The organism is Ewingella sp. CoE-038-23 (assembly GCF_040419245.1).
Classification (GTDB): Bacteria; Pseudomonadota; Gammaproteobacteria; order Enterobacterales; family Enterobacteriaceae; genus Ewingella; species Ewingella allii.
On the sequence record NZ_JAZHOH010000001.1, the window covers coordinates 4,390,843 to 4,402,602 of the forward strand.

The window sequence follows — 11,760 nt, forward strand, 5'->3', positions numbered from 1 at the left end:
GGGGTATGCTGAAGCACCAGGGGCAACGACATGACAGGAGGTTTTTATGCATTACCCGGACGTGTATATCGGCGCGGTCAAACCCTATGACAATGACCGACCGAGCGACATCGGCAAGCGGCAGGTAGACGGTATTTTACAGCTCAAAGCGCTAGGGTTAGAAGGTGACGAGCAGGCCGAAAGCAGCTACCACGGCGGGCCAGATCGCGCCTTATGCCACTTCCCCCGCGAGCACTATGCGTGGCTGCGCCAGCACTTTCCCGAGCAGGAAGAGCGTTTCCATCCGCCCGCCTTTGGAGAAAATTTATCCACCCTCGGCCTGACCGAAGCTAACGTCTTTATCGGCGATATTTTCCGTTGGGGCGACGCGCTGATTCAGGTCACTCAGCCGCGATCCCCCTGCTACAAGCTCAATACCTTTTTGCACTGCCCGCAGATGTCGCAGGTGCTACAAGACACCGGTAAATGCGGCTGGCTCTACCGCGTGATCGCCACTGGCAGCGTGAGCGGAGATAAACCCTTTGAATTGATGACCCGCAACAGCGACGTGTCGGTGGCTGAGGCGATTTCCATCGCTTTCAACATGCCTTTCGACGAAGAGCAGTATCGCCGATTAATGAACGCAGCGGGGCTGTCCGCCAGCTGGAATAAAACCATGCAGATGCGGCTGATTAATCGCAAGATTGAGGATTTTGGCAGAAGGTTGTTTGGTTCGGCGGGTAAATAACGTCATGTTAAATAGCTGAAAAAGACATAATGTTAACCCATATCAATATCGTGGTATCTGGTGGGGCAACTTAACTTCCCCACCAGAGGACGTGTCGAATCAGGTGAATATAATAATTACTGCTATAAAATTTTCTGGTTTTCAAAATCGCTATTACAAATAAAAACGTCTGCATCTGTTGTAGATTCAATATCGCTTGGCTTACAGGTCTGTAAATATTTCTTAGTATTGATCTTGTGATCTTTATGCATTGACTCGAGTCGCGATATTCTCTCTTTACTCCCAATCAGATATACATCATGCTCCTGAAGACCAATATATAATATGATCGACAGGGAAAAAAGAATTACTGCGAGCATTGTGCTTTTTAATACTGGTGGTGGTACCCGGCTAGAAATCATTGTTATTGCATTTTTACTCTCAAGCCCTGTAACGGGAGGTTCTGTATATTGTTGTACAAGGCAATTATTATGCATCTCAATCGCCTCTCCTGCAGAAAGGAGCTTCTCTGATAAAATACTTATCTCATAGTTGGGATTTATCTTATAACCTAACCGTGGGGAGGTAAGTATTATATCCTCCAGCCCTAACTGTTTTAACTCCTTACGTAAAGAATATATAGTTTGTAGAAGACAATTATCGTTGGAATAAAAACCAAACTTTTCCCATACGTCAAAATGAAGTTGTTTTTTAGTCGTAACCTCATTATCCTTTGATTCTAACAATACGAGAAGACAACGCCCTTTCACCCCAGCAAGGCATCGACAAGTATTGTTGGTAATACTGGTAACTGTAAAATCATCCGCATCAAAACAGATGATATTATTTATAATAAACTTGCTATTCATTATATAGTTCCATGTTATTTATCCACCTGCATTTTAGTGACAACAACTAGCATGTCACTAGCTTTTTATGATTATTCATATGAAGATGTAAGAAAGTAGATTAATGAGTGAGTTATATTCCATAATAATTATATTATGTTTCTATATGTAAAAAAAATAAGTTTTCATAATATCAGTTAATGTTAAAAGATCACGCTTAGTGCTACATGGTTGTGAGGTATGTTACTGTATTTCGTTTTTATTTCACATTAATCAATCGACCAATAATAATTCTTAAAATATGACCGATATAATCAACTCCCAAAAAACCAATTATTACACTTACGATATCGGCCCACTCCAAACCCCATCCCATTATCATAATAATGTCTCTGGCTCCCCATGCGAAAAGCCCGCACATCGCAGCATCTAAAAAACATCTACGCAATCTCATATTACGATAAATATCGTGCAGAACTGCCATCGAAACAGATAACAGGGCATCAATCATTGATTGCCGACTTTCTGAAGAAAAACCTGTAAACAAGCCGCGAACTAGACCTATATACTTATGCATCACTGACTCCGTCAATTATAACTCGGACTCTATGGGGACATATTACCCCTTCAATATAAGCATGCACCTCTTATTTTATTAAAAAAATAAATATTGTATAAAATAACATTCAAGCCAACAAACCTCACGCAGTTAAATAAAACATGGGAACAATTAATAATTATTTATATAGAATGCTTTTTTATCATTTTTAATTTTAAAAAATGAATTTACATTAAAAATCGTCGTTACTATTCATGCAACATCATTTATCAATTAGCTATTCTCACACCCACTTCTCACACAGAGAAATAAGGATAAGATATTTTCAACGAGGAATACCCCTCGTATAAAAAAGGAAATACCAATGAAAACTACATTCAACGAAAAAAACATTCTGTCTGTGGCTATCGGCGCCGCACTTTTATTGTCAGCAGGTGCTGCCAGTGCTCACGGTTATATTAGTTCCCCAGCAAGCCGATCATTTTTATGTAGTCAGGGAGGCAACGTAGACTGCGGTTCAATCCAGTATGAACCCCAGAGCCTTGAAGGGCCAAAAGGTTTCCCGCAAGGAGGGCCGGCTGATGGACACATTGCCAGCGCTGGTAAAGATCAATACCATGAGTTAGATGCTCAAACACCCACACGCTGGAAACAAGTAGATCAAAAAACGGGAGACATGAACTTTGTCTGGACCCTTACCAAGGAACATGCAACTGAAAGCTGGGATTACTATCTTACTAAACCAGACTGGAATCAAAATAAACCACTCACTCGCGCAGATTTCGATTTAACACCTTTCTGCCACTATGATGGTAAAGGCCAAGTCCCCACTACGCCTGTTGTGCAAAAATGTACTATTCCCGCTGACCGGAAAGGCTATAACGTTATTCTGGGTGTCTGGAGTATTTCTGATACCAGCAATGCTTTTTATCAGGTTGAAGACGTAAACCTGAAATAATATTCCCTCTCAGGGAAAATTATTTAGTTAATTTTAAAAACAAACCACGTCTCGGGGCGTGGTTTTACATGGGTAATAAAAAAGCCCTGACGCCCTTAAGGAAGCCAGGGCTTTACTTTATTTTATTACGGTTTAATTAATGGAATAGAAAGTTCATTACGGAAAATATTGTGAGGATCAACATTATTCTTTGTGGCGATAAGCTGAGTAGATTTATCTCCGTAGTAGAGTCTTAACCAATTTTTATCTACTGTATAGCGAGACTCATCTGTATATTTCATGTCAATATCAGGATAGTTGATATAGCACCCCTCATAGTTATCTCCAAGCATTGGCTTACCGCCAAATTCTGCGAAGTAAGCGGCATAAAAACCCTGCATCCAGCCGATAAACATCTCATCATCATTATAATCTTTCCAATATATCTGGAACTGTGCTTTTAGTAATGAGCTACGCTGGAAAACAGAAGTCGGGTTGTTGATTTCATCATTAACATTGACACAGCCACCATAAGAATCAAACTGCACCAGCATTTGATTCATTTCGGGACGGCCTGTAATGTTCAGATAATTCCACAGCGTATCCAATTCCCTCTGGCCAAACTGAGCCTTCTGATAACAGGACTTATACTTCCCGCGTTGGTTATCTCCTGAGCCATTAATAGTTTGTGTAAGATATAGCCAGTCCATCAGACGCGCATCTTTAACAGGATGGCCTTTTGAAGCGCTCATTTCTGCGTCACCGCGCAAAGCACCGTGTAAACGTATTTCATGGCGAACCTGTGGAGTAAAACCCGCAGCGGCGTTCATTGTATTCACAAAATCAACAAAGGGCTGATCTTGAATTCCACCGACGGTGCCATTGATTCCTGTATACTGCACCACCAAATTAATATCACCGGTTGAACGATGCTGAACTTTCAGTAACGCAAACAACCCTCCATTAGCTTTCGCCAGATCCGCGCTATTCCAGTCGGCATCATTATCAGCGAACCACTGCCAGTAAGCGCGCATGAAATTATCGAACTGATCCTGACTAATGAAGTCAGACCAGGGATAGGAAAGTGTCAGCAAATAGGCCTTCTGAGGGGCAACCGGCAAATCTGCAAAATAGTAATTCAGCACAATGCCAAAATTACCACCGCCCCCCCCACGACAGGCGATAAATAAATCACGATCATTACCCTCGCTAGACAAATTGACATGTTTTGCCACCATACCGTTCCCGCAGGTATTAGGGATAAGAATATCAACCCCGGAAAGCCAATCGACAGTCAGGCCATGCATACGGGAAAGCAGACCATAACCGCCTCCGGTTATATGACCACCTGCCCCGACAGAATAACAAGATCCACCAGGAATGGTGCGATTTGCGCCTTTATACAAATTGACATAGCCGTCCCAGTTCTGATTTCCACTCGACAATGAGAATTTGTAGGTTGCAGATTGATCATAAGGAGAAACGACATCACCTTCCTCACGATAAATCATACCGGTCATCAGGCTAATATCAATAATGGCTAAAGGCTGTTCTCCCTCTCCGGATAATTTATTCGCTACAAAACCTTCGTAACAATGTCCCCCACTGCGCACGGTGATTCGGTTTCCTTTTAACAGTGCATCGTTGGCGGCATCTATAACATCCTGTGTCGAGTGGCAAACATAAATATAATCAGCTCCATTACCACTGGTTGGCCATCGTAAATTAAACCCCTTCTGCAAAGTGCTATAACGCGTATCTTGTTTATCTACCAAAATAAAATCAGACATAATATCTCCCTTTGATATGACTATATAGGTTATGAATTTAATTCCTCTGCCAATTTACAAGGGCAATAAGCAGCGGAGATTAAAGACTAACAGTTAGCCTAATAGTGACAACACGTGAAGATAAAGGCTGATAAGGTCTAATAGAACAAGAGAAAACCTGTTGCGGGCTAACCGTATAAATTTAAAGAATGATAGCGCTAATGATCTAAAACACAAAGATCACACATAATAAAATCAATCTCATGCAATCAAAATGATTATGAGATCTGATGATTCTTCATATTTAATTATTATGTTTATACCCCAGTGACAATTACTAAGAAACCCTGATTACCTTATCACAGAATTACGGATTACGTTGATTACGTCTTAATAAGAGACAACCACATAAATGGAGATTCGAAATGTCTGAACAAATTAACGTAACCTTTAAATCTCGCTGGAATGGTGCAAGTGCATGGTCCGGTACTCTTGAATTTGATATGACTAATAATACAGGTGCAACGATAGTTAATCCTGAAATAAAAATTCAACTTGGCCAACACTTTACTGCATCAGCGAATACCGGTTTCGATTTCATCCAGACTGGCGATATGCTTATCGGCCATCTGGTGTCACATCTGCAAAATATCGCCAATGGTGAAACCTTAGCCTTCTCCGTAAATGCAAGTTTCCCCAACGGCGGCAATATGAACGTATTGCCAGTGGCTTATTGGGTTAATGGGAAAGATGCCATTAACGGTAATGCCAACCCAGATACCACTGCGCCAACGGCTCCTGATGGCCTTAAATCGCTCAGCGTAACCAGCAATAGCGCCTCTTTGAGCTGGAATGCTTCTACCGATAATATCGGCGTTGATCACTACGTCGTGTCTTATCAGGCCGCAGGTTCAACGGCAAAAACTCATGTGGCAACAGGTACAACCGCTGTACTGCGCAATCTTGCCTCAGCAACGACTTACACTGTTTCAGTTGTTGCGGTAGATGCAGCAGGTAATACCTCCACACCTTCTGCTGCCATTCAGGTCACCACCGAACAAGTTATTATCGACACCACAGCACCAAGTGTACCGACGGCCCTGAGCGTCAATAATGTGACTGATTCTTCAGTATCCCTGAGCTGGAATGCCTCTACGGACAACGTTGCAGTCACCGGCTATAAAGTGAAATACACCCCCGAAGGCGGCGTTAGCCAGACTATCGACGTAACAACAATAGCTTGCAACCTGAACGATTTATCTGCCGATACGCAATACAGTTTCTGCGTAGCTGCCTTTGATGCTAGCAAGAACATCTCGGCCTATAGCGAGGCGATCTCAGCGAAAACATTGCATCCTGTGGCGACCTCAATCAGCTTCGCACCTTATGTTGATGTCACCATCAATGCTAACTGGACCACCACCCCTCCCGCGATCAACACCAAATATGTCACCGAAGCATTGGCCCTCGGCGTGAAGAAATTCCATTTAGCCTTCTTGGTCGTTGATAACGGGACTAAGCAACTAATGTGGGGTAACTCTTACTTCCCTTACAACGCGATTAAGCCAATCAGTGACATCATTAATCGAGCTGGCGGTGAAGCTATCGTGGCCTTTGGTGGCGCAAGCGGCGTTGACCCTTCAGTTTGTAAAACTCAGGCAGAGCTGACCAAAATCTATCTAGATCTTAAAAAAGATTTCAATGTTAAACATATTGATTTCGATTTTGAAACCCCTAGTCAATATAACTACAAGGTGGCTTTCCCTGCCGCACTTGATGCCCAGAAACAAGAGCCATCACTGTGGTTTAGCCTGACACTACCGGTTGCGACCACTGGCCTGACAAGCGAAGGTCTAGCGATGATCAACTACGCCAAAGAAATTGGCTTAACGTTGAGCATACAGATTATGGCGATGGACTACGGTCCAGCGAATCTGGATATGGGCGATGCGGCAGTGAGTGCGATTGAAGGAACCAAGGCCAATCTGGCACAGATTTATCCGGCAAAATCAGAAGCCGATCTGTACAAGATGATTGGGGTGATCCCAATGATTGGTCAGAACGATGCAGCGGGCGAGATGTTCAGCTTCCAGGACGCAACGCAGACCGCGCAATACTCCAAACAGAAAGGGCTAAATCTGGTATCTATCTGGTCGCTGGTACGTGACTTCCCAGGGATGGGCGATCTGGCAACCTGTACTCAAAATCCTCAGCAAACTAAGGATTACGAGTACACCACAACCTTCCTGGATGCTTTGAAATAAGGTAATAAACCTAAAGTTTAGGTGTGCAACCGCACCCCGGATCTCACAAGATTCGGGGTGCAACGTTGATCAAAAGGCTTTTTTGGCGTAACCGGTCACCACTTTCAGGCCCATTTCGCGGCCCAGCGCGGTCATCGGGTGAACCACCACGATGCCACGCACGGTTTTCTTCAGCGTGCCCATGTCGGCCTGCTCTTTCTTAGTGATTTCGCGGCTAAATGGCAGCGTTTCCAGCTTTTGCGCTTCTTTGCTCAGCTTCTTAACGCGCACGTCTTTCAGGCGAGCGATTTCGGCCGCCAGCTTCTCTTTCTCTTCTTCATGCTTGGCAATCAGCTCAGCGTTACCCTGTTGGATAACGGTCGCATCTTTGTGGTTCAACGCGTCCAGCATGTCACTGAGGCGTTTGATTTCGGCTTTTTCGACTTCTTTCATAGTATTTTCGACCCGTAGGTGCCGCAGCGGGCACGATGTTGCTAAAGACAATAGCCGCTAGTGTATCAGGAAGTGCGGGTTTCATCAGCCCGCGCATCATCGGTAGTTTCCGCCAGCCCCGGCGGCAAGCCGCTCATCTCACAGGCTCGCTGCCCCAGGCGCGCCAGCGCGGCGGTGTAACGCACGTCGAAAGGGTAACAGCAGGAGAGCCGCAGGCCATTGCTGTAGCGCCCGCTCGGCGAGTACAGCGTGCCCGGCGTCAGGCAGATTTTCTCTTCAATCAGCTGCTTAAAGAGTGCCACGGTATCCACGCCCGCCGGGAAATCTACCCAAAACACAAAACCGCCCATCGGCCGAGTGGAGCGAGTTCCCTGCGGGAAATATTGCGCAATCAGCGCTCGCGCTTCGTCGACCTGCGCCTCATAGCGGCGGCGTAAACTGCGCAGATGGTGGTCGTAACCCCCTGACTCGAGGAACACCGCCAGCGTTTGCGACAGCAAAGAGGACTCGGTCATCGACGACACCGCCTTCAGCTTGCGAAGTTTGTCGGCGAAGCGCCCGCCCGCAATCCAGCCAATGCGAAAATCGGGGGCCAGCGTCTTGGTGAAGCTGGTGCAAAACAGCACCCAGCCGTACTTGTCGAAGGATTTCACCGCCGGAGAGAGCGCGTCGCTAAACTGAATTTCGGCATACAGTCCGTCTTCTATCAGCGGCACGCGATGATCGTTCATCAGGCGCGCCAGCCGTTTTTTCGCCGCCAGCGGCATGGTGAAGCCCATCGGGTTTTGCGCGGTTGGCATGGCGATCACCGCGTTTAGCCGCTTCTCATTGAGCATCAACTCGAGGGCGTCGAGGGACAGGCCGGTCTGCGGATCGGTAGGGATTTCCACCGCTTTCAGCCCAAGGCTCGCCAGCAGCGGCAGCAAATAGAAGTAGGTCGGCGTCTCCAGCCCGACGCTGTCGCCCGGCTGGGTGGTGACGCGCAGCGCCAGTTGCAGCGCTTCCATACAGCCGTGGGTCAGAGTGATGTCGGAGGCTTCCAGCATCATGCCCAGAGCCAGCGAGCGCCGGGCGATTTGCTGGCGCAGCGGCAGATTCCCCGGCGGCAGCGCGTACTGGCCAATCAAGTGTGGCTGGCGGCGCAGCAGCGAGGACATGATGCGCCCCAGTTTCGCGCCGGGGTAGAAGTCGTTGGCCTGTGGGCAAGCCAGCGAGAGATTGGTGTAGGCCGGGTTGATTTGCGCGGCAAACACGGTATCGATCAGGTCCAGCACGTTGTCGGCTGGCTCCGCCGCTGGCCCGTGGGGCAAGTGCCGCACCTCCAGGGCCGGGAGCGCCGTGCGCACGTAGAATCCCGACTGCGGCCGCGCTTCAATCAGCCCGCGATCTTCCAACCGGCGATAGGCCGCCACCACGGTATTAATGCTGACCGAATAGGTCTGGGCCGAGCGCCGCACCGAAGGCAAACGGCTGCCAGCGGGCAAGGTGCCGCGCCGAATCGCCTCAGCCAGATTATCGGCCAACAGGTTGTAGCGCGTGTCGCCCGCGCTGTTTGCATCGATCAAAGGGGTTAGCATCTCGGCCATGGTGTCAGTTCCGCAAAATTGAATGAGTACAGTTTATTTTTAGTACAACTGTAACCATGACAATAGCTTATTTTTGGTTCTGTTACCTAACTGACTGACTGTTTACTCTGGCGGTACAGATTTTTTTCCGAGGAACGCCCTATGCTGGACACCGCTTTTGTCAGTTACGTCACCGTCATGTCGATAACGCCCGGCCCGAATAACATTTTACTCGCCGCCTCTGGCGTGAATTTCGGCCTGCGCCGCACCGTGCCGATGATGCTCGGCATCACCCTTGGCTGCGTGATCCAGTGCGCACTCACCACCTCTCTTTTGGCGATTTTACTCAGCTGGATGCAGGTGATCCGCCTGCCGATGGCGGTGTTGGGCTGCGCCTATCTGTTCTGGCTGTCGTGGAAAATTTATCGCTCCGGCACGCCGGGAGAAGGTGCGGAGCAAGCACCGATGAAGATGATCCACGGCGCGCTGTTTCAGGCGGTGAACCCCAAAGCCTGGCTGATGGCGACCAACGTGGCGATCCTCTTCACCCCGCGCGAAGGGGCATTGTTAAGCCATACCTTGATGATTTGTATCGGTTTCGCGCTGATCAACCTGCCGTGCATTCTGGTTTGGGTGGTGATGGGCGACCGTCTGCGCCAGGCCCTGCGGGTGACGTGGAAGCTGAAACTGTTCAATAGCATCATGGCCGGGCTGATGGCGATCACCGCCGTCTGGCTGATGTTTGACGAGTTACGCCATGCTTTTAACTAGCGCGTTTTCTAAGTAACAAAGGGATTAACGCTGAACGGGAGAGAGCCGCGACGGCTGCTGATTGCTGATATGAGCAATCAGCCCGGTAATGGAAAGCACCATGGTGGAACGGACAATTTGCTGATAGCGCTGCTGCTGCATGGCGATCAAGGATTCGTCGGCTTCACCGGGTTTGAGGAAGGTTGGCGCAGGGGGGAGTGCGGCTACGCAGTGCAGTTCGCCAAAGGGGCCAAGGATTTCATCGTCGGTAAAACGATAGTCTTCACCGTCATAATTTAACTCTTCGCGCAGCGCCATTAGCAGCTCGGCGTCTTCATATTCATGGCGGCTGATCACGCCCAGCGCATAAATCAATTTGAGCCTGACGGACAGATCGCCCAGCGGGCCGTTGCCGGTCAATAAAGGCTCGACGGCATATTTCACCGCGTAATCGTCTTTGCGGAATACCTGAATCACCAGAATATCCAGCGCTTCAGCCAGTAATTCTACGGCAGTCATCAAGAAGCTGCGCACAGATTTTCCTGCGTTCAGTTTTTCCAGTACCCGGTTTTCAAACGCCTGTGCTTTTTCCATCGAGTTACTTACGTTAAGAATCGCGTCATGAATTACGGCTTCTGATGTGTCCATAGTCATCCGTGAGTCCCAGTTGTGTTTGAAGCTACAACGGCGCGAACCGCTGTAGCTTCATCACTTGGGCATTAATTTTTGAAAATTAGTGCTTTTTCTCGTAGATGCTCACGGCTTGGGCGACAACTTCGCCGTCTTCTGGCAGGCCTGAAACCTGAGCCAGCGCCGCTTTTGGACCGACTTTTTCCAGCAACTCTGCCCACTCTTTAGCTTGCTGATCTTCATCGCTGCGGTAGTGCATTGCGGCGGCGATACCGATCACCAAATTGTTGTGTGGCAGATTATATTCCAATGTACCCAGCAGTGGCTTGATTAAACGATCGCCCGCGCTCAGTTTACGCAATGGCTGGCGGCCAACGCGCTCAACGTCGTCATGCAGGTACGGGTTTTCGAAACGGGTGATGATTTTTTCGATGTAAGCGAAGTGCTTTTGCGGGTCAAAGCCGTAACGGTTGATCAGCACCTGACCACTCTCTTCCATCGCGCCGCGCACCACCAGACGGATTTTTTCGTCGAGAATTGCATCACGGATGGTGGCATGGCCTGCCTGCTGGCCGAGATACGCGGTGATCGCGTGACCGGTGTTCAGGGTAAACAGCTTGCGCTCGACGAACGCCATCAGGTTATCCGTTGGCTCCATACCGGCGATAGTCGGCAACGGGCCTTTGAACTGGGTCTGATCGACAATCCACTCGCTGAAGGTTTCAACCGTCACTTCCAGCGGATCCGTGGTGCCCGCCGCAGCCGGAGGCACGATACGGTCAACGGCGGAGTCAACGAAACCAACGTGGGCTTCAACCCAAGCTTTCTCATCTTCTGGCAGCGCGTTGAACACGTGCTGTTTGAACTGGCTGGTGCCACGCACCATGTTTTCACAGGCGATAATGTTCAGCGGAGACTCATTGCCCTGCTGGTGACGCAGAACCAGACCTTTCGCCACGTTCGGCGCGATTTTCTCCAGCACGGTTGGGCCAACGGCGGTGGTCACTAGGTCGACTTTAGCGATCAGGTCGATAGCTTCCTGACCTGCGCTGTTGACCGCGTTAACGTTTTTCACTGGCTCGACGCTGGCCTTCTCGCCAACCACGTGCACGTCGTAACCATGACGGCTGTTTAAGGCTTCCAGCAGCACAGGGCTGACGTCAGCGAAGGTTAATTCAACTTGCGCATCGGCCAACAGTTTACCGATAAATCCACGGCCAATATTGCCCGCGCCAAAATGTAGTGCTTTCATAACAATATTTCCTTCGAGTCCGAATCAACAAGCGGGTCTCGAAAGACC

At 48.4% G+C, this 11,760-nt stretch carries 11 protein-coding genes; 4 read left to right on the forward strand and 7 right to left on the reverse strand.

All coding sequences use genetic code 11. The annotated features are described in order from the left end of the window. Positions 1 to 46: 46 nt before the first annotated feature. Positions 47 to 727, forward strand: a complete 681-nt coding sequence (gene yiiM, locus V2154_RS21085; RefSeq protein WP_353503734.1) for a 6-hydroxyaminopurine reductase — start codon at positions 47 to 49, stop codon at positions 725 to 727. A gap of 122 nt (positions 728 to 849) precedes the next feature. Here the strand turns inward: yiiM and V2154_RS21090 are convergent, their stop codons facing one another. Both V2154_RS21090 and V2154_RS21095 read right to left on the reverse strand, forming a co-directional pair. Beyond that, positions 850 to 1,575 carry a winged helix-turn-helix domain-containing protein gene (locus V2154_RS21090; RefSeq protein WP_353503735.1) on the reverse strand — a complete coding sequence of 242 codons (726 nt, stop codon included), beginning with the start codon at positions 1,573 to 1,575 and terminating at the stop codon, positions 850 to 852. A gap of 238 nt (positions 1,576 to 1,813) precedes the next feature. Further along, on the reverse strand, positions 1,814 to 2,131 hold the full coding sequence (locus V2154_RS21095; protein ID WP_353503736.1) for a phage holin, lambda family: 318 nt from the start codon (positions 2,129 to 2,131) through the stop codon (positions 1,814 to 1,816). Positions 2,132 to 2,477: 346 nt separating this feature from the next. On the opposite strand from V2154_RS21095, the gene V2154_RS21100 reads away from it, so the two are divergent. Continuing rightward, a complete protein-coding gene (locus tag V2154_RS21100; RefSeq protein WP_353503737.1) occupies positions 2,478 to 3,071 on the forward strand; it encodes a lytic polysaccharide monooxygenase in 594 nt (197 codons plus the stop codon). Between the two features lie 125 nt (positions 3,072 to 3,196). Here the strand turns inward: V2154_RS21100 and V2154_RS21105 are convergent, their stop codons facing one another. Beyond that, positions 3,197 to 4,840, reverse strand: coding sequence for a BBE domain-containing protein (locus tag V2154_RS21105; RefSeq protein WP_353503738.1), 1,644 nt, complete (start codon positions 4,838 to 4,840; stop codon positions 3,197 to 3,199). Positions 4,841 to 5,244: 404 nt separating this feature from the next. Between V2154_RS21105 and V2154_RS21110 the strand changes: the two genes are divergently transcribed. Next, positions 5,245 to 7,083, forward strand: coding sequence for a fibronectin type III domain-containing protein (locus V2154_RS21110; RefSeq protein ID WP_353503739.1), 1,839 nt, complete (start codon positions 5,245 to 5,247; stop codon positions 7,081 to 7,083). A gap of 69 nt (positions 7,084 to 7,152) precedes the next feature. On the opposite strand, the gene V2154_RS21115 is transcribed toward V2154_RS21110, so the two are convergent. After that, positions 7,153 to 7,515, reverse strand: coding sequence for a YibL family ribosome-associated protein (locus V2154_RS21115; RefSeq protein WP_034794235.1), 363 nt, complete (start codon positions 7,513 to 7,515; stop codon positions 7,153 to 7,155). 65 nt (positions 7,516 to 7,580) lie between these two features. Continuing rightward, positions 7,581 to 9,092 carry an aminotransferase-like domain-containing protein gene (locus V2154_RS21120; RefSeq protein WP_353504047.1) on the reverse strand — a complete coding sequence of 504 codons (1,512 nt, stop codon included), beginning with the start codon at positions 9,090 to 9,092 and terminating at the stop codon, positions 7,581 to 7,583. 150 nt (positions 9,093 to 9,242) lie between these two features. Between V2154_RS21120 and V2154_RS21125 the strand changes: the two genes are divergently transcribed. Next, complete coding sequence (locus V2154_RS21125; protein ID WP_353503740.1) at positions 9,243 to 9,851, forward strand: LysE family translocator; 609 nt, start codon at positions 9,243 to 9,245, stop codon at positions 9,849 to 9,851. A 24-nt stretch (positions 9,852 to 9,875) separates the two neighbouring features. Here the strand turns inward: V2154_RS21125 and V2154_RS21130 are convergent, their stop codons facing one another. Both V2154_RS21130 and V2154_RS21135 read right to left on the reverse strand, forming a co-directional pair. Beyond that, complete coding sequence (locus tag V2154_RS21130; protein ID WP_034794420.1) at positions 9,876 to 10,424, reverse strand: MltR family transcriptional regulator; 549 nt, start codon at positions 10,422 to 10,424, stop codon at positions 9,876 to 9,878. A gap of 139 nt (positions 10,425 to 10,563) precedes the next feature. Further along, positions 10,564 to 11,712 (reverse strand): mannitol-1-phosphate 5-dehydrogenase, encoded by a 1,149-nt coding sequence (locus tag V2154_RS21135; protein ID WP_034794239.1) that lies wholly within the window; start codon positions 11,710 to 11,712, stop codon positions 10,564 to 10,566. Positions 11,713 to 11,760 lie beyond the last annotated feature (48 nt).

Excerpts from the sequence above, each read along its gene's own strand:
- V2154_RS21115 (WP_034794235.1), bottom strand. The coding sequence starts at position 7,515 with ATGAAAGAAGTCGAAAAAGCCGAAATCAAACGCCTCAGTGACATGCTG.
- V2154_RS21110 (WP_353503739.1), top strand. The coding sequence starts at position 5,245 with ATGTCTGAACAAATTAACGTAACCTTTAAATCTCGCTGGAATGGTGCA.
- V2154_RS21100 (WP_353503737.1), top strand. The coding sequence starts at position 2,478 with ATGAAAACTACATTCAACGAAAAAAACATTCTGTCTGTGGCTATCGGC.
- yiiM (WP_353503734.1), top strand. The coding sequence starts at position 47 with ATGCATTACCCGGACGTGTATATCGGCGCGGTCAAACCCTATGACAAT.
- V2154_RS21090 (WP_353503735.1), bottom strand. The coding sequence starts at position 1,575 with ATGAATAGCAAGTTTATTATAAATAATATCATCTGTTTTGATGCGGAT.
- V2154_RS21130 (WP_034794420.1), bottom strand. The coding sequence starts at position 10,424 with ATGGAAAAAGCACAGGCGTTTGAAAACCGGGTACTGGAAAAACTGAAC.
- V2154_RS21105 (WP_353503738.1), bottom strand. The coding sequence starts at position 4,840 with ATGTCTGATTTTATTTTGGTAGATAAACAAGATACGCGTTATAGCACT.
- V2154_RS21135 (WP_034794239.1), bottom strand. The coding sequence starts at position 11,712 with ATGAAAGCACTACATTTTGGCGCGGGCAATATTGGCCGTGGATTTATC.
- V2154_RS21095 (WP_353503736.1), bottom strand. The coding sequence starts at position 2,131 with ATGCATAAGTATATAGGTCTAGTTCGCGGCTTGTTTACAGGTTTTTCT.
- V2154_RS21120 (WP_353504047.1), bottom strand. The coding sequence starts at position 9,092 with ATGCTAACCCCTTTGATCGATGCAAACAGCGCGGGCGACACGCGCTAC.
- V2154_RS21125 (WP_353503740.1), top strand. The coding sequence starts at position 9,243 with ATGCTGGACACCGCTTTTGTCAGTTACGTCACCGTCATGTCGATAACG.